Source organism: Microbispora sp. CA-102843, from assembly GCF_050936215.1.
Lineage (GTDB): Bacteria > Actinomycetota > Actinomycetes > Streptosporangiales > Streptosporangiaceae > Microbispora.
In genome coordinates this window covers 9,247,288-9,269,726 of the sequence record NZ_JBNJNF010000001.1, presented here as the reverse complement: position 1 = coordinate 9,269,726, position 22,439 = coordinate 9,247,288, and the positions used below count along the sequence as shown (strand labels likewise).

The window sequence follows — 22,439 nt, the reverse complement described above, 5'->3', positions numbered from 1 at the left end:
GAGACTACCCGAGGGGCATGCCGGCGGTGAACGGAGTCTTAAGTCGCGAGACGGAACCCAGGCCCTCGGGCGAACCGCCGGTGAACCGGCCTCAGACCGCGACGGATCGGCTGTCCGGAGCCTCGACCCGGATCGCCTCGGCGGTCGGGTCGTCCGGCGCCGAGTGCGAACGCCGCTCGGCGTCCACCCTGGCGAGGTAGGCGTCGATCTCCCGGCGCAGCCGGGGCTCGTCCCAGGACAGGACGTCGGCCACGCTCGCGGCCACGGCCTCGACCGCCTCCGTCCCCCGGTGCGCGGTCTCGATGGACAGCCGTGACCGGCGCGCGAGCAGATCGTCGAGGTGAAGGGCCGCCTCGTGGGTCACGGCGTAGCGGAACTCGGCCCTCAGATAGCCCTCCGCGCCGGGCACGGGCTCGAGCAGCGACGGATCCTCCCGCGCGGGTTCGAGTACTTCGCCGATGAGCGAGCCGTACCGGCCCAGCAGGTGGTGGATCGCCCACGTCGGCAGGCCGTAGCGCCGCGCGAGCAGGGGGGCCTGGTTCCGCAGCGCCGGGTAGCCCTCCGCTCCCAGCAGCGGAACGCGGTCGGTGACGCTGGGGGGCAACGGCCGTCCGAGATCCACCGCCGCGGCGGAGACGGCGTCGTCCGCCATGACCCGGTACGTCGTGTACTTGCCGCCGGCCACCGAGATCATGCCCGCCTGGGTGCGGGTGACCGTGTGCTCCCGGGACAGCTTGGTGGTCTCGTCGGTCTCTCCGGCGACCAGCGGCCGGAGTCCGACGTAGACGCCCTCGATGTCGTCGCGGGTCAGCGGCTTCGCCAGCACCTCGTTCAGGTGATCGAGGATGTAGGAGATGTCGGCTTCGGTCGCCGCCGGATGCGCCTTGCCGAGCGACCAGCTCGTATCGGTCGTGCCGACGATCCAGTGCGCGCCCCAGGGGATCACGAACAGCACCGAGCGTTCGGTGCGCAGGATCAGGCCGGTCGTGGAGTGGATCCGGTCTCCCGGCACCACGAGGTGCACGCCCTTGGAGGCGTGGATGCGGTGCTCGCCGCGCCGCCCGGCCAGCCGGTGCAGGTCGTCGGTCCACACGCCCGCGCAGTTGATGACGACCGTGGCGCTCACGTCGACGTGCTCGTCCGTCTCGACGTCGCGCACGCGGGCGCCGACGATCCGGTCGCCGGTGCGGCGGAACTCCACGACCTCAGCCGAGTTCAGCACGGTCGCGCCGTAACCCGCGGCGGTGCGGGCGACGGTCACGGTGTGCCGCGCGTCGTCGACCTGGGCGTCGTAGTACCGGACGGCGCCGACCAGCGCGTCCTCGCGCAGCGAGGGGCACAGCCGGCGGGCCGAGGTCCGGGACAGCTGCCGGTGGCGGGGCACGGAACGCTTCCCGGCGATCGTGTCGTAGAGCGTCAGCCCGGCGGTCACGTACGGGCGCTCCCACACCCGATGCCGCAACGGATAGAGGAACGACACCGGCTTGACCAGATGCGGCGCCAGGCGGGTGAGCATCAGCTCGCGCTCCCGCAACGCCTCCCTCACCAGGCCGAAGTTGAGCTGTTCGAGGTAGCGCAACCCCCCGTGGAACAGCTTGCTCGACCGCGACGAGGTCCCGGCGGCGAAGTCGCGCGCCTCCACCAGAGCGACCCGCAGCCCCCGGGTGACGGCGTCGAGGGCGACCCCGGCGCCGGTGATCCCGCCCCCTACCACCAGGACGTCGAAGTGCTCGCTTCCGAGCCGACGCCAGTTCTCGGCCCGCTGGGCGGGGCCCAGCCTGGTCGTGTCGATCACGTGATTACCCTTCCGTCCAGTTCAGCGATCTCTCGACGGCCCTCTGCCATGTGTCGCGCTGCGCCTGCCTCCACCGCTCGTCCCGGGTGGGCCCGAACCGGGTCCCGGCTCGCCAGTGACGGCGCAGCGCGTCCAACCCCGGCCACACGCCCGCGGCGAGGCCGGCCGCGTACGCCGCGCCCAGCGCGGTGGTCTCGACGTTCTCCGGCCGGATCACCGGGACGCCCAGCTGGTCGGCCTGGATCTGCAGCAGCAGGTCGTTCGCGGCCATGCCCCCGTCCACCTTGAGCTCGTTCAGCCGGATACCGCTGTCGGCGCGCATCGCGTCGAGGACGTCGCAGGTCTGCAGCCCGGTCGCCTCCAGCGCCGCCCGTGCGAGGTGGCGGCGGTCGGCGTAGCGGGTCAGCCCGACGACGACGCCGCGGGCGTCCGGCCGCCAGTGCGGGGCGAACAGGCCGGAGAAGGCCGGCACGATGTACACCCCGCCGTTGTCGTCGACCTCACGAGCCAGCGCCTCGACGTCCGAGGCGCGCTCGATGATCCCGAGGTTGTCCCGCAGCCACTGGACGAGTGAGCCGGTGACCGCGATCGAGCCCTCCAGCGCGTACACCGGGTCGTGCCCGCCCAGCTGGTAGGCGACCGTGGTGATGAGGCCGTGCTCGGAGGACACCGGCTCGGTTCCGGTGTTGAGGAGCACGAAGGAGCCGGTTCCGTAGGTGTTCTTGACCTCGCCGGGGGCGAAGCAGGTCTGGCCGAACAGCGCGGCCTGCTGATCTCCCAGCACCCCGGTGATGGGAACGCCGGGGATCGGCCCGTCCGGGTGCCCCCGGCCGAACGGCCCGCTCGACGGGTGGATTTCCGGCAGTATCCCGAGTGGCACCCCGAGCTCGTCGGCGATCCCGGCGTCCCACTTCACCGACCGCAGGTCCATCAGCAGGGTCCGCGAGGCGTTGGTGACGTCCGTACGGTGCAGGCCGTGATCGGCGCCGCCGGTGAGGTTCCAGATCAGCCAGCTGTCGACGGTCCCGGCGGCCAGCTCGCCCCGCTCGGCGGCGTCCCTGGCGCCGGGGACGTGGTCGAGGATCCAGCGGATCTTCGGCGCCGAGACGTACGTGCTCAGCGGCAGCCCGGTGCGCGACCGGTACCGGTCGAGACCCGCGGCCCCGCCCAGCTCGCGGCAGAGCGTGTCGGTGCGCACGTCCTGCCAGACGATCGCCCGGTGCACCGGGCGGCCCGTCCGGCGATCCCACACCACCGCGGTCTCCCGCTGGTTGGTCACCCCGGCCGCGGCCAGCGCCTCCGGGGCGAGGCCGGAACGGTCGAGGACCTCGGCGATGACTCTGCGGGTGTTCGCCCAGATCTCCTCCGGGTCGTGCTCCACCCACCCCGGACGTGGGAAGTGCTGGCGGTGCTCGGTCTGGGCCGTCGCCACCACTCGTCCGTGGAGATCGACCACCAGGGCGCGGGTGCTGGTCGTGCCCTGGTCGATGGCGAGGACGTGGTCGCCGCCGGTGCCTGTGCTCACTGCTGCGTGTCTCCCTTGACCACGGTGGCCCCGCGCCGGAGCGGCGGGGCCACCACGACTGCCGGCCGGGTGTCGCCTGCGACGTGCTTCAGTACTGGATCGACTTCAGCTCGCAGAAGTCCTCGACTCCGTACACGCCGAGCTCACGGCCGATTCCTGAGGACTTGAACCCGCCGAACGGCGCGAGCGGGTTGAAGCGTCCGCCGTTGACGTCCACCTGTCCGGAGCGGATGCGGCGGGCGACGGAGGTCGCGCGTTCCTCGTCGTCCGACCAGACGCAGGCGGCGAGCCCGTACGGCGTGCCGTTGGCGATCTCTACGGCCTCCCGCTCGTCGCCGTAGGCGATCACGCTCAGCACCGGACCGAAGATCTCCTCCTGGGCGACGCGCGACGTGGGATCGACGTCCAGTAGGACGGTGGGGGTCACGTAGTAGCCGGACTCCGGCCTGCGCGCCTCGGCGGTCTCGTCGCGCATCACCCGCGCTCCCTGCTTCACCGCCTCGGCGACGTACTCCTCCACCCTGTCGGCCTGTCTGCGGTCGATCAGGGGGCCCATCGTCATGCCGGGGACGTGGCGGGCCAGGTATCGGGCCAGCAGCTCCTCCACCCGGCCCAGCATGGACCGGGGGACCAGCAGCCGGGTCCACGCCGTGCAGGTCTGCCCCGAGTTGAGGAAGCAGTTCGCCAAAGTCACCTTGACCGCCGCGTCCAGGCGGGACTCGGAGACGTCGTCCAGCACGACGCTGGGGGACTTCCCGCCCAGTTCGAGGGCGACGCGACCGCAGCGCGCGACGACCTGGGCCGCGATCTTCTGGCCGACCTCGGTCGATCCGGTGAACGAGACCATGTCCACCCGGCGGTCGGAGACGAGGGCCTCGCCCGCCTCCGGCCCGCCCAGGACCAGGTTGAACACCCCGGCGGGCACCCCGGCCCGCTCGATCGCGCGGGCCAGGCCGAGTCCGGTCAGCGCGGACTGCTCGGCGGGTTTGAGCACCATGGTGCAGCCGGCCATCAGGGCGCCGGCCACCTTGGCGACGGGCTGGTGCAGCGGATAGTTCCACGGAGTGACGGCCGCGACGACGCCGACCGGCTCCAGCTCGACCGAGGAGTTCCCGACCCGGCGCTTCCACGCGATCTCGGCGGCGGCCTCTGCGGTGGCGTCCAGCACGGTGGCGGGCAGTGCGACGTGCAGCTTCTCCGCCAGCGCCTCGGGCGCCCCCAGCTCCCGGCAGACCAGGTGCTTGAGCTCGTCGGCGTCCTTGCGCAGCTGGGCGGCCACCGCCCGGAGCGCGTCCGCTCTGTCGGCGACGGTCGTGGCGGCCCAGGAGGGTCCCGCGGCGGAGGCCGCCGCGACCGCGGCGGACACCTGCTCCGCCGACGCCTCGGTGACCTCGGCGATCGGCAGCTCGGTGCGCGGGTCGACGACCTGCCTGGTCTGTCCCGCCCCGCTCAGCCACACGCCGTCGACATAGGCGCCGTACGGTTCCATGGGCACGGAAGTGTCGTTGTGCTGGGTCATGACAGTTTCGGGGTCTTTCCTTCGTAGCTGATCGGGTCGCCGATGCTCTGCCAGTTCTTCCCGTCGAACTCCTGCAGCTGCAGCGTCTCGATCGGGAAGGCGTCGTCGCCGCCGGTCTTCACTCGCAGGCCGGGGGCGAGGTAGGGGTTGTCGAAGTCCATGGAGCGCACCGCGTCCATGAAGCCCTGCCGGGTGGGCGTCTTGGTCTGCTGCAGCACCTTGACCAAGGTGTCGCAGATCGCGTAGCCGTTGACCCCCCAGACGCTGGTCGTGTCGAACTTGCCGTACTTCTTGGCCGACTCGAAGTAGTGCTTCATGCCCTCGTCGTCGGCCCAGCGCGGGTCGGTGGGGTCCTTCAGGTAGCCCGCGGTGATCACGCCCTTGGACGCGTCGAGTCCCGCGGGCTGCAGCGTCGACTCGACGCCGGCGGAGATGTTGTTGAGGTAGATGACGGCGTCGGAGCCGAGGTCGGCCTTCTTCTTGATGGCCTGAGCCCCGAACTTCGGCGTGGTCGCGGCCAGCAGGAAGTCGGGCTTGCTCTGCAGGAGCTTCACGACCTGGGAGTCGACGGACGCGTCCGAGGTCTCGTAGCTCTCCTCACCGACCAGCCGCAGGCTGGAGTTCTGCGACAGCTGCTTGAAGGCCTTCAGGTAGTCCTTGCCCAGGTCGTCGTTCTGGTAGAGGATCGCGACCTTCGCGTCCGGCTTGGCCTGCTTCATGTGCTCGACGTACACCGCGGTCTCGGTGGCGTAGGCGGGCTGGTAGCCGATGGTCCACGGCCACTTGTCCGGTGTCGCCCCCCACTTGGTGGCGCCGCTGGAGATGAAGACCTGGGGGACCTTCTGCTGGTTCAGGTAGGGGTAGACGGCGCCGTTGACGGCGGTGCCGATCGCGTTCAGCACACCGAAGACCTGGTCCTGCTCGATCAGCTTCTTCACGTTCTGCACGGCACGCGACGGCTGGTAGGCGTCGTCCAGCATGGTGAACTCGACCTTGCGCTTCTTGCCGTCGCCCATCGTCACCCCGCCCTGGTCGTTGACCTCGGCCAGGCACGCCTGGATGCCCATGGGCAGCGGCGCGTAGGAGGAGGTCGGGCCGGACAGGGAGGTGGTGGTGCCGAACTTCACCGAGGTGTCGGTGATTCCGGGGTCGCCCGCGCCCGCGGCCGCGTCGCCGCGACCGCAGGCGGTCGCCAGCAGGGGGATGACGGCGAGGACGAGGGGGGTGCGCAGCAGCGCACGCCGTGAGGAGGGCATGCCCTACTCCTTATTACTTGATTGGCTGTTTGGTCGGAGACGGTGCCGTGTGCGGCGACGTGGACGGGTTCCCGCCGGAACGGCGGAACCTGGCCGCGAGCCCGGAGAATCCGCCGGGTATCAAGATCACGACGAGGATGACGGCCACGCCGTAGACGACGCCGCCCATGGCCTCGTTGATGCTGGACGTCCACTCCGGGACGAAGACGATGAACGCACCGCCGATGAGCGCGCCCCACAGCGTCTTGGAGCCGCCGATGACCGAGCCCACCACGATGTTGATGGCGAACAGCAGCGTGAACGCCTCGGCCGCGACGAGGCCGACCACGTAGGCGTACAGCACGCCGGCGACCGCGGCGATGCCGGAGCTGACGGCGAACGCGCCGACCTTGGTCCGCGCCACGTTGATCCCGATGGCGCTCGCGGCGAGTTCGTTGTCGCGTACGGCGGTGAGCTTGAGCCGCCACGGCCGGCGCAGCGCGTATCCGAGGGCCAGGAAGACGACCACGCCGACGCCCAGGCACACCAGATAGGTCCACTGGTCCTGGGCCAGCATGGGCGCCTGCCCCGGATTCACCGCCAGGCCCTCGGAGCCTCCGGTGAAGTCGAAGCGCTTGATGAGGATCGGGGTCAGCACGCCGAGCGCGACCGTCACCAGGACCAGGTACACGTCGGTCAGCCGCAGCGCGCATATGCCCACGAGCAGTCCGACGACACCGGCGATCACGAAGGCGACGACGCCCGCGACGGGAACGGCGAAGGGTATCCCCGTGTTGATCACCAGGGCGCCCGTGTAGGCGCCGATCGCGACGAAGAAGTTCTGCCCCAGCGAGATCGGCCCGGCGAATCCGGTCAGCACGTTGACCGACAGGACCATGAGGGCGTAGACGATCACCTCCGTCATCTGGTGCACCTGGAACGGCGCGGACACGAAGGGGAATGCGATCAGTGCGACGAGGACGACGACCTGGACGACGGTCTTGACGGTGACCGGGCCCCGGAACCGGGTCGCGGTGTTGGTCGGGTTCATACGCGTACCACGCCCTTCTTCCCGAAGAGTCCCGTTGGCTTGACCAGCAGGACGCCGACGATGATCACGAAGGGCACGAGGATCTTCAGGTCACCGCCGATGAAGGGCACGTAGGTCGACCCCAGGACCTCGCTGAGGCCCACGATCATGCCGCCGACGACCGCGCCCGGCGCACTGTTGAGACTGCCGAGCACGGCGGCGGCGAAGGAGTAGATCATGATGCCGGACATCATGTTCGGCTCCAGGAACACCTGGGAGGCGACCATGGGACCCGCCAGGGCGCCCAGCGCCGCCGCCAGGCCCCACCCCAGCATGAGCATCCGGCTCACCGGCACGCCCACCAGACGTGCCGAGTCCCGGCTGTTCGCGGCGGCGCGCATGGCCAGGCCGGTCTTGGTGCGCTGGAAGAACCAGAACACCGCGACCATCGCCACGGCCAGCACGACGAGCATGCCGATGGTCTCCTTGGGGAGCTCCAGCGCCCCCAGGCGGATGTTGCCGGAGGGGAACAGGGACGGGAAGTCCTTGACGTTGAACTGCCAGATCCACCCGGCGAGCTGGTTGAACACCAGCATCAGCCCGATCGTGACGATGACCACCGAGAGCGTCGAGGCGCCCTGGAGCGGGCGCAGCGTGACCCGTTCGATCACCATGCCCAGGAAGAAGGAGATCGCGACGGACAGCAGCACCGAGAGCCAGATGTTCAGCCCCCAGTGGTTGAGCTGCCAGGCGATGAAGGTCGAGAACATGGAGATCTCGCCCTGCGCCAGGTTCACCACGCCCGTGGCCCGGTAGATGATCGCCACCGCCAGGGCCAGTGAGGCGTAGACGGCGCCGTTGGTGAGCCCGACCAGCAACTGCTGGAAGAACAGCGTCATGTCACTCCGCCCCCAGATACACGCGCCGGATGGATTCGTCCGACTTCACCGTCTCGGGGTCCCCTTCGAACACCACGCGCCCGGTTTCCAGCAGGTAGACCTTGTCGGCCAGGCGCAGGGCCTGGTCGGCGTTCTGCTCGACGATGAGCATCGTCGTCTCGTCGCCGCGCAGCCTGCCGAGGATCTCGAACAACTCGGCGATGACCACCGGCGCCAGGCCCAGGGACGGTTCGTCCAGCAGCAGGAGCCGGGGCCGCAGCATGAGCGCGCGGCCGATCGCCAGCATCTGCAGCTCGCCGCCGGACATGCCGCCCGCCTGCTGGCCGCGCCGCTCCCCCAGGCGGGGGAACAGCTCGTACACGCGGTCCATCTCGTCCCGCAGCCCGGCCTTCGACAGCCTCCTCGTGTACGCGCCCAGCCGGAGGTTCTCCTCGACGGTGCAGTCGGCGAAGGTGCCGCGGCCCTGCGGCACGTGGGCCACTCCGCGGCGCACGATATCCTCGGTCCTGCACCCGGTCACGTCCCGGCCGTCCAGGCTGATCTTCCCAGTGACCTTGGGCACCATCCCGGTCAGGCAGCGCAGCAGGGTGGTCTTCCCGGCTCCGTTGGCGCCCAGAATGATCACCGTCTCGTTCTGCCGTACGCTGACCGACAGGTCGTGCAGGACGTGGACCTTGTCGTACTTGGCGTTGACGTTCTCCACGGAAAGGAAGGTCACGACCCACCGCCCAGATAGGCGGCGATCACCTGGGGGTCGCTGCGGACCTCGGCGGGGGTCCCGTCGGCGATCTTCAGGCCCGAGTTCAACGTGACGATGTGCTCGGCCAGTCCCATGACCAGCCGCATGTGGTGCTCGACGACCAGGACGGTCAGGTCGTGCCGGGCCCTGATCCGGGTGATCAGCTCGCCCAGTTCGTCGACTTCCGAGTGACTGAGCCCGCCGGCCGGCTCGTCCATGAGAAGGAGCCGCGGCCTGGCCGCCAGCGCCCGAGCGATCTCGATCCGCTTCTGGGTGCCGTAGGGGAGGCTCGGGACGTGATCCTCGGCGATGCCGGCCAGGTCGATCTCGTCGAGCAGGCCCATGCAGTAGTCCTTCAGTTCGTGCCGTCGCAGGCGCGGCCGTCCCTCCGCCTCTCCCGCAGGGCTGTCGAGCAGCACCAGGGCGCCGGTCACGACGTTCTCCAGGACGGTTTGATCGGGGAACAGCCCGACGTTCTGGAACGTCCGCGCGATCCCCTTGCGGCTGATCATGTGGACCGGGACCTTGAGCAGGTCGTCGCCGAGGAAACGGATGTGTCCCGACGTCGGCTGGTAGATCCGGCTGATGCAGTTGAACAGCGTGGTCTTCCCGGATCCGTTGGACCCGATCAGTCCGGTGATGCTGCCCTGCTCGACCTGGAAGCTGACCCCGTTCAGGGCCTTCACCCCGCCAAGGACGATCTTCAGATCTTCGATCTCCAGTAGCGGCATGCGCACGCAAGCCTTTCCGCGTACAGGTGGCCGGGGCGCTAGGACAGCGACCAGGGCTCGATGGGAGTCTTGGAGAGGCACTCCGCCCCGTCCGCGGTGATGACCACGGGCCGTTCGAAGCGCATGCCGCCCACGCCGGGGAGGTTGCAGGTGAGGGCCATGACCTCCATGAAGCCCTCCTCCAGGACGATGTCGGGATCGCTCACGTACGGCATCCGCACGTCCGTGAACGAGGGGAACCACTCGTTGCCGAAGTGGCCGATGCCGTGGCCGAAGCCGCGGACGATGTCCTTCCACCCGTTGGACACGGTGAAGTCCCTCGTCTCCTTGGCCACCTCGCCGATGGTGCGCCCCGGCTTCAGGCCGGCCAGCAGGAACTCGCAGCTCTGTACGTAGGCGTCGATGAGCTGCCGCTTCTCCGGGGTGATCGCGCCGAGGACCGCGTTGTGGGAGACGTCGCCGAGCATGAGGCCGTACATGCCGTGCACGTCGAGGACCACGAAGTCGTCGCGCTGGGTGATCTTACGGGTGGGCGGGGTGCACGCGCCGGTCCAGCTCCGGTGGCCCGAGGCGATCTCCTGCCCGCCCGTGAACGTCCAGGCGAACTCGCTGCCGGCGTCGCGCAGGGCCTTCTCCGCGATGCCGGCGATCTCGATCTCGCTCAGACCGGGGCGCACCTCCCGCATCAGCAGCTCCTGGGCGGCGTCGCACATCGCAGACGCCTGCCGCATGAGCTCGATCTGGGCGGGGTCCTTCTTCAGGAACCACCGGTCGATCTCCACGGTGTAGTTGAGCAGCTCGGCCTTCGGGCACAGATCCCGCAGGATCTGGTGCTCCTCCCAGGTGATGTTGCCCTCGGGCAGATACCAGGAGTATCCGCCCTCGAAGGCCACGGTCCCCGCGTCGAGACCGAGTTCGCGCAGCCGTTCGACGGCGCACTCCATCATCGACTTGCGACCGTAGGGACGCACGTTGGGCATGAAGCCCTCTTCGCGGATGCGCACGGTGTCCATGCCCACGGTCAGGAGCTGCGGCTCGCCCTTCACGGGGATCACGATGGCGCTGCGCCACGGAACGAAGACCCCGGCGAGATGCGTGATCATCTTCAGCCGGGTGGCGACGAGGGCGTCGACGCCGTCCCGGGCCATGGCCTCCTGCACTTCGGCCAGGCGCCTGACGTAGTCGATCTGAACGTGCATGAAATCCTCAGTCTTTCTTCTGCGAGATCCGCCGGAGATCCGTCTTCAAGATCTTTCCGGAGGCGTTTCTGGGCAGCTCGTCGGTGAACACGAAGGTCTTGGGGCACTTGAAGCCGGCGATCCGCTGGGCGCAGTAGGCCCGGAGATCCTCAGGGGAGGGGTGCCGGCCGGGGTGTGCGGGAACGATCCACGCCTGGACGGACTCGCCCCACAGGTCGTCGGGGACGCCGATGACCGCGCAGTCCCGGATCTCCGGATGTCCGTGCAGGCAGTCCTCTATCTCGCTGGGATAGATGTTCTCGCCGCCACTGATGATCATGTCGGTCTTGCGGTCGACGATGTAGACGTAGCCCTCCTCGTCGACCCTGCCGAGGTCGCCGGCGGTGAACCACTCCCCGTGCAGCGCCTGCGCGGTGCGTTCGGGGTCCTTGTAGTACTCGTCGAAGCGTCCGGCGCACTTGGTGAAGACCTCGCCGACCTCCCCGGCGGGCAGCGCGCGGCCGTGCTGGTCGCGGATCTCCACTTCCGACCCGAACGCCGGCTGGCCGCAGCAGCGCTCCTTGCGCCGTTGGTCGCGAGGGTGCAGCGCGGTGATGTATCCGCTCTCCGTCGACCCGTAGAACTCGTACAGGACCGGGCCGAAGTTCGCGAGCGTCCGCTCCTTCAGGCTGGTGCTCATCGGCGCCCCGCCGGTGAGCAGCATGCGGACGCGCCCCCGGGTGGCACCGGTCTGCTCGAACCGCTCGTTGAGCATGCCGAGCATGGTCGGCACCATGAACGAGCAGGTGAGTTCGTCGTCCCGGATGGCGTCGAGAACGTCTCCGGCGTCGAATGACGGGCGAATGAACACCGCGCCGCCGGCCATCAGGCACATCAGCGCGTAGAACGTCACTCCATGAAAGAACGGCGACAGCGCCAGGAACCGGTCCTCACGATGGAATCCGAATTCCACCACTCCATAGAGAGTGCACGCCGACGTGCGGTACTGGGATCGCACCACGCCCTTTGCATTGCCCGTGGTGCCGGAGGTGTACATCATCCAGAAGGGGGCATCGGGATTCGGCCGGACATCCGGCTCGGCGGAGTCGCCGGAGGCAGCGAGACCGGTGAAGTCCGGTAAATCCGATCCGGGAACGTCGTGCAATGTGAGGACCTTCAGGCCGTCCAGTTCGTCGCCCTTCAGGTCGTCCGCCACTATCGGCAGGGTGGCGGCGTCCACGAACAGCCATCGGGCGTCCGAGTGGGTCGCGAGCCGTCGTAGCTCCGCAGCGCGAAGCCAGAAATTCAACGTGACGATGCGGACGTTGAGTTTCGAGGCGGCATGCAGGAGTTCCATGTATTCGATGGAGTTCCTGGCGCAGACGGCGATGGCGTCGCCGGGGCGCACCCCGAGATCCAGGAGTGCGGCGGCCGCCTGGTTGACCCTGGTGTTCACCTGGGCGTACGTCAGACGGTTCGACGCATCGGCGAGGCACAGGGCGTCGGGGGCCTTCACCGCCCACGACTTCAACGACTCGCCAATCGTGATCAAGGTTCCCTCTCCCTCAGAGCTTGGCGCGATGCGTGACTTGCGAAGACTGCGCTTGTTGCGGCCTTTGGCACTTGTGAGTGCCAGGGTTGGCACCGCATCGTGCCATGCGTATTCTGAGCGCGTCAAGAGGCTTCGCCTGCGGCCGGACGCGGCGTCCCGACCCGGGGGAAAGGCCTGTTCTGCAGGGCTTGCCACAGCGCCGATCGCCCAGTTGGATGCCACCACAAGGTGGAGGAGGACGGCGCGGCGGCGGTGCCGGGTCCCGCGAAGGCTCCACCCCCGCCGGGGTCTGTGCGGGTGGGCATGACGCCGCTCGGACGACGCGGCAAAGGCAGAAGATCCAAGGGAAACGCCTGGGAGGACGAGAGTGGTTACGACCCCTGACGAACGGACGAAGCAGGACGACCCGCACACCGCCTTGGCCGAGGAACAGAAGAACGCGGTGCGCAAGCACATCCTGCGGATCGCCCGCTCCGTCGGGGCCTCGCGCGGCATGAACCTGCGGATGGAGGATGTCGCAGAGGCAGCCGGAGTCAGCCGGCGCACATTGTTCCGCTATTTCGGAACGCGTACGGAGCTCATCAGGCAGACATTTGAGGACGGCATCGCCGAATACGCCAGGAGAATCCCCGCCCCCGCCGTCGGAGAGTCCCCCCGGGAATGGTTATACCGTGCCGTACGCGCGAGTCACAGCCTGAACTCCCACATAGGAAGGCTGTGGTGGGACCTGGCCAGCGCGGTCGATTCCGACGACTCGGAGGGGCTGCACAACCTGTTCAACGCGCAGGCCCGGGGCGACATCATCCGGACGTTTCTCATGAACAGCTGGCAGATATACGGCGGAGCCGGCGAGCCGCCGGAGTGGCTGTTCGCGGCATATGGAATTCACATGAGCGCTTTTTCCACGCAGATTCTCACCGGCGACTACGAATACGACATCGAGCAGGCGACCGAGACCACGGCGAAGGTCCTGGAATGCCTCGTCGTCATGGCGATCAAGGAGTCGGGCGCGTAGCGACCGGGGCCGGTCGGCGGGGCGCTGCGGTGGGGCATTGAGGGCTTTCTGGTCGGAGTGTGGTTTTGGTCACCGCACACCGAGCCGCGAAAGCCCTCACCCATGCAACCGGTTCGGCTCCACCGGTCACCCTGCCGCGTCGCCGGCGTCCATGAACAGAACGTTCAGGGGTGAAGAGGATCGGTCGGCACGGGTTGATCCGGTGCCGTGATCAGTTGCCGCCGAGTGCCTCCGCGGCGTCCGGGCTGCTGTCGCGCAGGAACTGGGAGCAGCGCTCGGCCTCGTCCTTCTCACCGATCGCCTGGGCGGCCCGGGCGAGAGCGTTCAGGCAGCGCAGGAACCCCTGGTTCGGCCCGTGCTCCCACGGGATCGGCCCGTGCCCCTTCCAGCCCGCCCGGCGCAGCTGGTCGAGACCCCGGTGGTAGCCGGTGCGCGCGAACGCGTACGAGGTGACGGCGTGACCCGCGGCGAAGTAGTCGTCGGCGAGAGCGGCCCAGGCCGCCGAGTAGGCGGGGAAGCGGGCGGCCACGTCTGCCGCCTTGGCGCCCGACTCGAGCATCTGCCGCGCCTCGGGGGTTTCGGGCAGCAAGGTGGGCGGCGGGCCGGCAAGGAGGTTCTCGTGCGATTCCATGGGGACAGTCTTACCTGTCCAAGAGCCGCAGGGGTATGGGCGTCCCGGCGGGAACCGAAGATCGATACAAGAATGGATCTTCAGGTTTCCCGCCGGGCCGTTCCCTTACTTGATCTTGGTGCCCGCGGACTTGAGCTGCTGGCACGCCTCGGCCACGCGCGCGGCCATGCCGGCCTCGGCCGACTTGCCGTACGCGCGCGGGTCGTAGGCCTTCTTGTTGCCGACCTCGCCGTCGATCTTCAGCACGCCGTCGTAGTTGCGGAACATGTGGTCCACGATCGGGCGGGTGAAGGCGTACTGCGTGTCGGTGTCGATGTTCATCTTCACCACGCCGTAGGAGATCGACTCGTGGATCTCCTCCAGGGCGGAGCCGGAGCCGCCGTGGAAGACCAGCGAGAACGGCTTCTCCTTGCCGTACTTGGCGCCGACGGCGTCCTGGATCTCCTTGAGCACGCTCGGGCGCAGCTTGACGTGGCCCGGCTTGTACACGCCGTGGACGTTGCCGAAGGTGGCGGCCACGATGTAGCGGCCACGCTCGCCGAGGCCGAGGGTCTCGGCGACGGCCAGCGCGTCCTCCGGCGTCGTGTAGAGCTTCTCGTTGATCTCGCCGACGATGCCGTCCTCCTCGCCGCCGACCACGCCGATCTCGATCTCGAGGACGACCTTGGCTGCGGCGGTCTTGTCGAGCAGTTCGCTGGCGATCTGGAGGTTCTCGTCCAGCGGCACGGCGGAGCCGTCCCACATGTGCGACTGGAACAGCGGGTCCTGGCCGCGCGCGACGCGCTCGGCGGAGATCTCCAGCAGCGGGCGGACGAACGAGCCGAGCTTGTCCTTCGGGCAGTGGTCGGTGTGCAGCGCCACCGTCACCGGGTACTTCTCGGCGACCACACGGGCGAACTCGGCGAACGCCACCGACCCGGTGACCATGTCCTTCACGGTGGTGCCGGAGAGGAACTCCGCGCCACCGGTCGACACCTGGATGATCCCGTCACTTTCCGCCTCCGCGAAGCCGCGCAGCGCGGCGTGCAGGGTCTGCGACGAGGTCACGTTGATCGCCGGGTACGCGAAGCCGCCCGCTTTGGCGCGGTCGAGCATCTCGGCGTAGACCTCTGGAGTCGCGATAGGCATGCGAAGTCATCTCCTTCTGACGGTATGCGGCGTGGCAAGTATCCCGAAGGCCGGGCCGATCGGGAAAGCCGGGTATGCGGGGCGCCGGGAAAGCCGCGGTCATTCCGCGATTCTCGGTTTTCCACAGCCCTGCCGCTTCTCAGTCTCATCTCATCCGGGACAGGTAGGCTCGCCCCGTGGACGTGCTCTTGGACCTTCTTGACCCGAAGTGGTGGCTGAGCATGCTCGGCGCCTTCGCGACGATCGGCGTCATCGCCATCGTATTCGCCGAGACGGGGCTGCTCGTCGGGTTCTTCCTGCCCGGTGACTCGCTGTTGGTGACCGCTGGAATTTTCAGCACCGCCGCCGCCGCACAGGGATTCGGGATCGCGCCTCTGTCACTGCCCACTCTGCTGATCGGAGCGCCGCTGGCGGCGATCGCGGGGGCGCAGTTGGGCCACCTGCTGGGGGCGAAGGTCGGCAGGAAGATGTTCGACAAGCCGGACTCCCGGTTGTTCAAGAGGGAGCACGTCGAGAAGGCGGAGTTCTACTTCGAGAAGTTCGGTCCGGCGAAGGCCGTGGTCGCCGCGCGGTTCATGCCGATCGTCCGCACCTTCATGAACCCGGTCGCCGGCGTGCTGGAGATGGACGCGCGCCGCTTCTTCGTCTGGAACGTCCTCGGCGGTGTCGTCTGGGTCGAGGCCCTGCTGCTGCTCGGCTATTTCCTCGGCAGCAAGGTCGAGGGCATCGACAAATACATCCTTCCCGGGGTCTTCGTCGTCGTCCTTCTGTCGGTGATCCCGATCGTTCGCGAGGTCATGAAAAACCGCCGGGCCACCGCCGCCCCCAAGGGCCGCCACCACGCCCCCCGGTAAGCCGCCGGTGGGACGCGCCGGCCGTGGGCGAGTGCCTACGGGGGAGTCGGCGGATGACCTGCGGGAAAGTGCTGACGTACAAGAAGTGACCGGTCAGTACTGAGATATGCCTCACACCCGCTACTCTCCCGATTGTGGGACGCCACAGGTCTGATCCCCTCGGCATCGCCAGGCTGGCGCTGGTCGGTCTGGTGGTCGTGCTGCTGCTCGCCGTCATCGTGGTCGGCGCGAGAGCGCTGCTGTCCACGTTCGGCTCGGAGGAGCCCGCCGCGGGCGCGTCCTCCACCCCGTCGGCGCAGTCCTCCGCCGAGCCTTCCGCCGAGTCCTCCCCGCCCCGCGTGCCCACCGTCCGCGTGGTCTGCCAGGCCGACCTGTGTCCCGTGTTCGTCCGGGTGCCCGGCGGCGACGTGCTCATCGACCGGGACCTGGCCCGGGGCGAGCAGGCGTCCTACTTCCAGCCCGAACTCGACGTCGTCCTCGACGACGCGAGCACGGTGGAGGTCTTCGAGAACGGAACCGCCAGGTCCCCCGGGCCGGCCGGTGAGCGGCAGGCGTTCAGTGTGAAGCGATCCGCGGATCAGCAAGCGACAGATCAGTGAGCGAGTAGGCGGAGCGGTACGGCACGCCGGTGGCGGCCAGCGCCTCGTCGCCGCCCCGGTGCACGATCGTCGCGATCCCCACGACCTGCGCGCCGGCCTCGCGCAACGCCTCCACGGCGGTGAGCACGGACCCGCCCGTCGTAGTGGTGTCCTCCACCGCGAGCACCCGGCGTCCGGCGACGTCCGGACCCTCGATCCTGCGCTGCAGGCCGTGGGCCTTGCCCGCCTTGCGCACCACGAACGCGTCGAGCGTTCGGCCGCGGGCCGCCGCGGCGTGCAGCATCGACGTCGCCACCGGGTCGGCGCCCAGCGTGAGACCGCCGACCGCCTCGTAGCCCAGATCCTCGGTGAGGTCCAGCATCACGCGGCCCACCAGCGGCGCCGCCACGCCGTCCAGGGTGATGCGGCGCAGGTCCACGTACCAGTCGGCCTCCTTGCCGGAGGACAGCACCACCCGTCCGTGCACGATGCCCTTGTTCTTGATCTCGTCAAGCAGTCTCTCGCGGTCACTCATGAGGCTCAGCGTACGGCCGGTCACGAGGTGCGGGCCGTACGGGCCGGGCGACCGGACGTGGCGTGCGATGACTACTGAGAGTAAAGAGGCTCCAGCGGTTTAGCCAGGACATGGACTGCGGAATGTATCGCCGTGCAACTCATCGTAATCGCGAGGTCGCAATGCGTAGAGAAGTCCGGCACACCGACATGGAACTGCTTGAGGCCGTGCGGGGAGGCGACACGGCGGCCTTCGGGACGCTCTACCGGCGGCACTCGGCCGCCGCGCGGTCTCTGGCCCGGCAGGTGGTGCAGAGCGAGGACGCGGTCGAGGACCTCCTCGTCGAGACCTTCGCGAGAGTGCTCGAGGCGGTGCGGCGAGGCGGCGGCCCCTCCTCCGCGTTCCGGCCCTATCTCCTCGCGTCGCTGCGCCGCTACGCCGCCGCCGGGGTGGTCGATCTGGCCGACGGAGACTCCCTCTACGTGGACCCCGAACTCGCGGGGCTGGAGCGCTCGCCGCTCGCCCGGGCATACCGCTCGCTGCCGGAACGCTGGCGCATGCTGCTGTGGCACGTGGAGATCGAGGGCGGCAGGCCCGCCGACGCGGCCCCGCTGCTCGGCCTGCCGGGCAGGGCCGCGGCCTATCTCACTCGGAGGGCCCGCCAGGGGCTGCGGGAGGCGCACCTGCGGCTGCACCTGGAGAACGGCCCCCGTGCCGAGTGCCGGCCGATCCTGTCCATGATCCTTCGTTATGTCGAGAACGGCCTGCCCAAGCAGGAGGCCGGCGCGGTCGACGCCCACGTGGCCGAGTGCATCGACTGCCGGTCGGTCTTCCTCCAGATGGTCGATCTCACGCAGGAACTGCGGGCCGTCGTCGGCCAGCTCGTCGCCGGGCCGGCCGTGGACGACTACCTCGCCGACCTCGCCACCACGACCGCCACGGGCTCACGGCCGTACGGCGGCGGCAGGACGAGCGGCACGAGCGGCCGCGGACCGAACGGCCGGACGGGTGGCAGGGTAGGCGGCAGAGTGGGCGGCGGGGCGCGGGCGCGGCTGGCAGCCGTACGCCATCACATGGGGGCGTTGACGAGCCGCGCGGACCGCCGCGTGCGGGGGGCCGTTCGGGCCGCCCAGGGCGGGACGGGCCCGGCGGGGCGTGCGCGCGGACGGGCGGACGCGCTGCTGCGCGGGGCGTACGGCAGGGCCCGGACGACGACCCGGCGCGCGTGCGCGAAGGTGGGTGCGGTGCCGCGGGCGGCGTTCGCCCGGGCGCGGGCGGCGCTGGCGCGGCTGTCCGCACTGCTGCGGAGCGTGCCGACGCCGCATCGCGCGGTGCTGGGAGGCATCGCCGTGGCCGGCCTCGCGACGGCCGCCTTCCTGCTCGTCGCCCAGCCGACGGGCGTGCTCTTCACCGGCAGCTCGGGAGGACAGGACGGGACGCGGGCCCTGGACGGCCCGCGGCCCACGGACAGCGCCGCCTCGCGTTCGCGGGCCGCCGCCGGCCACGGCGGACCGGCGGGAACCCCGCCGCCGTACGACCCGCCGAGGCCGAGCGCCCAGACATCCCGGACGGCCGTGAGCACCCCGACGCCGGAGACCGCGGACGATTCGGCGGCCGGGAGCCGTGACGACGCCCCGAGCGCGGGCATCGCGCTCGGCATGCCCGAGATCGCCGGCAGGGTCACGCCTGGTGCCGATCGGCAGTCGCCTCGGGAGGAGTCCAGGGCAGAGGAAGCCACGGCACAGGAAGCCACGGGAGCGCTGCCCGGCGCCGGCCGGGCGGGGGATGACCGTCCGGCCCCCCGTCGCCACGAGGGACGAGCCGTGGCCTCCGGTGCCCAGAGCCGTGAAGGCGGAGAGCGCACGGGTGCCGGCCGCGAGCGCGGCCGTCTCACGGGTGCCGGGCAGGACGGCGGAGGACAGGCGGGCAGGCGTCCGATGAGCGAGCCGGATACGACTACCGTCCTCGCCGGTCGCGGTCAGGACTCCCTCCACGCGGACGCCTCAGGGGCCTCGGCTCCAGAGCGGCAACGGGTGCGAGGCCGGCTCTCCCCGCACCCCTACCAGGACCGTCGCGCTCAGGCCCGCGCCCAGGCCCGCACACAGGGCGGCGTTCACGGCATCGTCCAGGGCGGCGCGCAGGCCGGTCGGCCGGCCACCGATCGCGCCCCACTTGTGCGGCCGGGCGGTGAGCAGGGCCGCCCGCAGGCCCAGGGGCGCGGCCGTGAGGCCCGTGAGCATGCCCGATCGGGCCGGAGCGACACCGGAGCCCAGAAGGCCCTGGGGAGCGGGAGGAAGGCGAAGGAGGCGCTCGCCGCCGCCGTCGATCCGCTCGGCGCCCTGCTGCGCGGCCAGTCCGGGCTCGTCGCCGTACGGCTGCGCAACGCGGGCGACGCGGCCACCGGAGAAGTCGCCGCGACGGTGACCCTCCCGCCCGGCGTCCGCTACCTGGACCAGGACGGGCGCGGAGGCCGGGGCCGCGCGGCGGGCGGCGGTACGCGGCAGGGCCACGAGGCGAAGCCGGGCATCGTGGGGCAGAACGGTGCCGTGCGGGAGGACCGCGAGGGGAGCGACGGCGCCGGTCAGGGGCGTGCGACGGGCGGGCGTGCGGAACGCGCGCGGAGGGGAAGCGGCGCGGGCGACGGCTGGTCGTGTGAGGCGTCGGGCCGTCTGGTGCGGTGCGTCAGGGGACCGCTCGCCGCCGGTGAGGTGACGGCGATCTTCCTGAAGGTGGCCGTGGCCGCGGACGCGCCCACGGGACGGGCCTTCACCGTACGGGTTCGGTCGGGGCGGCTGGAGACCACCGCCGAATCGACCGTGGGGGTGCGCGCCTCGGGTGCGGCGGCCCGCTTCGCGGCGGACGGCCGCCTCGCCGCCCGGGTCGTCGGCAACGCGCTCGTGAGCTCCGCCGCGCCGGCCGCTCCCTGCGGAGCCGCCGAGGGCGGCCGGGACCGGGACTCGGGCGTGAGCGTGCCGGTCGACCTCGACGGGGACCCCTCGACGCGTACGTCCAGCTGCGCCGATCTCGACCTGCCCGCCGGAGGCCAGGTGCTGTGGGCGGGCCTCTACTGGTCGGGAGGCGGCCGGGGGATAGTTCCCGCGGAGGACATCCGGGTGCGCGCTCCGGGGACGCCGGGATACACGACCCTCCACGCCGCCGAGGTCGCCCGGCGGAATCTGCCCAGCGGGTCCGGTTATCAGGCGTTCACCGATGTGACCTCTCTCGTCCGTAAGGCGGGCGGGGGCCGCTGGTGGGTCGCGGGCGCCCCGGCGCGTACGGGAACGGTCCGGCACGCGGCCTGGGGCCTGGTGGTGATGGCCGAGGACGAGCGGCAGCCGTATACGCGGGCCGTGGTCCTGGACGCCGCGGCGGTCGTCGGGAGCGAGGACAAGGCGCTGCGGCTCCCCCTCGACGGCCTCGCCCCGGACGGCGCGCCCGCGCGGATCGACCTGATGGTGTGGAACGGCGAGGGGGTCAGGGCGGGCGTCGTCACCATGAGTGATCGCGCTGACGGGGACCGGGGGGACCGGAGCCAGGCGGGTGCCCTGGACCGAGGAGACGCCGGAGGCGTCGCGGTCGACACGCTCCACGCCCTCCTGGGACCCCACCCCGCACTCCAGCTCGCCACCCGGCGCGATCCCGTCTTCTTCGGCGTCGCGGTCGTGAGCGCAAGAACCTGGTCTTGACATCCTCCCCTCGTGGATGTCTCCCTCGCATGTTTTCTATAACAAATTGGTTGGGGGCGATACCTGGACAAACTGGTACGGTCGGCGTGAACGCTTCCGATCCCAGGGTTGTGGGTGTCCCGATGCCCCCCACCAGGCGGGCGAGGGCTGAATCGCCGGGAATCACCCTCGCGGGAAGACACGCTTGACTACCCTGAGAGAGCCACGTAGGAAGGGCGGTGTCGCGTGGATCGCTGCGCGCTGTTCGTTGACGCCGGCTACTTGCTGGCAGACGGCGCGATGGCCGTCCATGGGACCCGCCATCGCGAGGCCGTCTCCTGGGACTATCCGGGCCTGCTGCAGTTCCTGACAAACCTGTCACGAGAGCGGACGGGCCTGCCGCTTCTGCGGTGCTACTGGTACGAGGCGACCATCGAGGGCCGCCGTACGCCGGAGCACGACGTGCTGGCGGACATCCCCGGGCTCAAGCTCCGTCTCGGCCGGATCCGGCCGGGCCGACGGGAGGGCGTGGACGCCCAGGTCCACCGCGACCTCATGACCCTGGCGCGCAACAACGCGGTCTGCGACGCGGTCGTGGTCAGCGGCGACGAGGACCTCACCCAGGTGGTGAGCGACGCGCAGGACCTCGGCATCCGCGTGACCGTGATGCAGATCGCCACCGACGCCACCTGGGCGGCGGCGCGCACCCTGCGGCAGGAGTGCGACGACCTCGTCGAGATGGCGAGCGGCCATCTCCGGCCGTACGTCACGATGCTCACCGGGACGGACCCGGGCCCCGGCCTCGGCAACGGCCAGGCCCACAGCAACAGCCTCGTCCCCCACGGAAACGGTTCGCTGTCCAACGGGACCCACCTCAACGGCTCCCAGCAGAACGGCTCCCAGCAGAACGGGATGCAGCAGAACGGCGCCCAGTCGCAGGGGAGCCACGCCACCGGCCTCCATGGTGGGGCGACCCCGGCGACGGGATCGCACGGCACCCCGTCGCAGGGCGCGCCGCACGACCTGGGTGCTTCCGGAGCGACGTCGAACGTCACCCAACCGCACGCCACGGGGACACCCGGCACGGGCACCCACAGCGACGGATCGCACGGCGCCGGCAGCCCTGGAAGCGGCACCCCCGGAAGCGGCACCCCCGGCACGGGCTCGCACGGCACGGGCTCGCACGGCACTGGCTCGCACGGCACTGGGGCACACAGCGGCGGGCGGTCGTCCGCCGCCCACGCGCGTCCGGCCCTTCCCGCGCAGCCGTCCCCGCCGGTCTACAACGGCTACTCGCCGGAGTCACAGCAGCCGCCCGGCCAGCCGTCCCAGCAGCAGCGCCAGGCGCAGCCGCCCGTGAGCCCTCCGCTGCCGGCTCCACCGGCGTCCACCCCGCCGCCGTCGCCACCGTCACCGCCGTCGCCGCCCTCGGGAGTCCAGACGCCGCCGAGCAGCCCGGCGCAGAGCCAGTACGGCTCCGGCCCCACCGGCTACTCGCCCTCCCAGCTGGGGCCGTACACGGGTCCGCAGCCCGCGCCGGTGCCGGTCCAGACGGGAGGCACCACGACGCTCGCCGAGGCGGTGAAGGCGGCGCACAAGGAGGGCCACGACTTCGGCGAGTCGGTCGCCAGGGACGCCCCCGCGCTGTGGCTGGAAGCCGTGCTCGCCCGCAAGCCCCGGATGCCGTCCGATCTCGAGGCCCGCCTGCTGCAGGGGTCCTCGCTGCCGATCGACTTCCTGCTGCACGACGAGGTCCGGCACGCCCTGCGCCGCGGCTTCTGGGACGCCCTGGAGCGCGCCCGCCGCTGACCCGGCCGTCCGTGCTCCGACCGGGGTAAGGCGGGGAGGAGC

At 70.3% G+C, this 22,439-nt stretch carries 18 protein-coding genes; 5 read left to right on the top strand and 13 right to left on the bottom strand.

Annotated elements, in window-relative coordinates:
- Positions 1–91: 91 nt before the first annotated feature.
- The 10 genes from ACQEVJ_RS43200 to ACQEVJ_RS43155 all read right to left on the bottom strand — a co-directional run bounded on the left by ACQEVJ_RS43200 (position 92) and on the right by ACQEVJ_RS43155 (position 12,428).
- On the bottom strand, positions 92–1,795 hold the full coding sequence (locus ACQEVJ_RS43200) for an FAD-dependent oxidoreductase (protein ID WP_433111026.1): 1,704 nt from the start codon (positions 1,793–1,795) through the stop codon (positions 92–94).
- A gap of 4 nt (positions 1,796–1,799) precedes the next feature.
- A complete protein-coding gene (glpK, locus tag ACQEVJ_RS43195; RefSeq protein ID WP_433111024.1) occupies positions 1,800–3,320 on the bottom strand; it encodes a glycerol kinase GlpK in 1,521 nt (506 codons plus the stop codon).
- Between the two features lie 88 nt (positions 3,321–3,408).
- The gene (locus ACQEVJ_RS43190; protein WP_433111022.1) at positions 3,409–4,839 is read right to left on the bottom strand and encodes an aldehyde dehydrogenase family protein; all 1,431 of its coding nucleotides are present in this window, start codon (positions 4,837–4,839) and stop codon (positions 3,409–3,411) included.
- On the bottom strand, positions 4,836–6,095 hold the full coding sequence (locus ACQEVJ_RS43185) for an ABC transporter substrate-binding protein (protein ID WP_433111020.1): 1,260 nt from the start codon (positions 6,093–6,095) through the stop codon (positions 4,836–4,838). Before ACQEVJ_RS43185 ends, ACQEVJ_RS43190 begins: the two co-directional genes overlap by 4 nt.
- A gap of 13 nt (positions 6,096–6,108) precedes the next feature.
- Positions 6,109–7,125 (bottom strand): branched-chain amino acid ABC transporter permease, encoded by a 1,017-nt coding sequence (locus ACQEVJ_RS43180; protein ID WP_433111018.1) that lies wholly within the window; start codon positions 7,123–7,125, stop codon positions 6,109–6,111.
- Positions 7,122–8,003 (bottom strand): branched-chain amino acid ABC transporter permease, encoded by an 882-nt coding sequence (locus tag ACQEVJ_RS43175; RefSeq protein WP_433111016.1) that lies wholly within the window; start codon positions 8,001–8,003, stop codon positions 7,122–7,124. The genes ACQEVJ_RS43180 and ACQEVJ_RS43175 overlap by 4 nt, the downstream gene beginning before the upstream one ends.
- Before the next feature lies 1 nt (position 8,004).
- Entirely contained in the window at positions 8,005–8,721 is a 717-nt protein-coding gene (locus ACQEVJ_RS43170; RefSeq protein WP_433111014.1) for an ABC transporter ATP-binding protein, read from the bottom strand.
- Positions 8,718–9,473, bottom strand: coding sequence for an ABC transporter ATP-binding protein (locus ACQEVJ_RS43165; protein ID WP_433113275.1), 756 nt, complete (start codon positions 9,471–9,473; stop codon positions 8,718–8,720). Before ACQEVJ_RS43165 ends, ACQEVJ_RS43170 begins: the two co-directional genes overlap by 4 nt.
- 38 nt (positions 9,474–9,511) lie before the next feature.
- The gene (locus ACQEVJ_RS43160) at positions 9,512–10,672 is read right to left on the bottom strand and encodes a M24 family metallopeptidase (protein ID WP_433111012.1); all 1,161 of its coding nucleotides are present in this window, start codon (positions 10,670–10,672) and stop codon (positions 9,512–9,514) included.
- Between the two features lie 7 nt (positions 10,673–10,679).
- On the bottom strand, positions 10,680–12,428 hold the full coding sequence (locus tag ACQEVJ_RS43155) for a class I adenylate-forming enzyme family protein (protein WP_433111010.1): 1,749 nt from the start codon (positions 12,426–12,428) through the stop codon (positions 10,680–10,682).
- 142 nt (positions 12,429–12,570) lie between these two features.
- Between ACQEVJ_RS43155 and ACQEVJ_RS43150 the strand changes: the two genes are divergently transcribed.
- Complete coding sequence (locus ACQEVJ_RS43150; RefSeq protein WP_433111008.1) at positions 12,571–13,218, top strand: TetR/AcrR family transcriptional regulator; 648 nt, start codon at positions 12,571–12,573, stop codon at positions 13,216–13,218.
- Between the two features lie 211 nt (positions 13,219–13,429).
- Here ACQEVJ_RS43150 and ACQEVJ_RS43145 read toward each other — a convergent pair whose 3' ends face one another.
- Positions 13,430–13,849 carry a DUF3151 domain-containing protein gene (locus tag ACQEVJ_RS43145; protein ID WP_433111006.1) on the bottom strand — a complete coding sequence of 140 codons (420 nt, stop codon included), beginning with the start codon at positions 13,847–13,849 and terminating at the stop codon, positions 13,430–13,432.
- 105 nt (positions 13,850–13,954) lie between these two features.
- Positions 13,955–14,977: a class II fructose-bisphosphate aldolase gene (gene fbaA / locus ACQEVJ_RS43140; protein WP_433111004.1), complete on the bottom strand. Its 1,023-nt coding sequence runs from the start codon at positions 14,975–14,977 to the stop codon at positions 13,955–13,957.
- Between the two features lie 176 nt (positions 14,978–15,153).
- On the opposite strand from fbaA, the gene ACQEVJ_RS43135 reads away from it, so the two are divergent.
- Positions 15,154–15,831, top strand: coding sequence for a DedA family protein (locus ACQEVJ_RS43135; RefSeq protein WP_433111002.1), 678 nt, complete (start codon positions 15,154–15,156; stop codon positions 15,829–15,831).
- A gap of 134 nt (positions 15,832–15,965) precedes the next feature.
- Positions 15,966–16,430: a hypothetical protein gene (locus ACQEVJ_RS43130; protein WP_433111000.1), complete on the top strand. Its 465-nt coding sequence runs from the start codon at positions 15,966–15,968 to the stop codon at positions 16,428–16,430.
- Here the strand turns inward: ACQEVJ_RS43130 and ACQEVJ_RS43125 are convergent.
- Positions 16,387–16,944, bottom strand: a complete 558-nt coding sequence (locus tag ACQEVJ_RS43125) for an orotate phosphoribosyltransferase (protein WP_433110998.1) — start codon at positions 16,942–16,944, stop codon at positions 16,387–16,389. The genes ACQEVJ_RS43130 and ACQEVJ_RS43125 overlap by 44 nt on opposite strands.
- 161 nt (positions 16,945–17,105) lie before the next feature.
- Between ACQEVJ_RS43125 and ACQEVJ_RS43120 the strand changes: the two genes are divergently transcribed.
- Together ACQEVJ_RS43120 and ACQEVJ_RS43115 are read left to right on the top strand one after the other, a co-directional pair.
- The gene (locus ACQEVJ_RS43120) at positions 17,106–20,609 is read left to right on the top strand and encodes a sigma factor (protein WP_433110996.1); all 3,504 of its coding nucleotides are present in this window, start codon (positions 17,106–17,108) and stop codon (positions 20,607–20,609) included.
- A gap of 225 nt (positions 20,610–20,834) precedes the next feature.
- Positions 20,835–22,397 carry an NYN domain-containing protein gene (locus ACQEVJ_RS43115; RefSeq protein WP_433110994.1) on the top strand — a complete coding sequence of 521 codons (1,563 nt, stop codon included), beginning with the start codon at positions 20,835–20,837 and terminating at the stop codon, positions 22,395–22,397.
- Positions 22,398–22,439 lie beyond the last annotated feature (42 nt).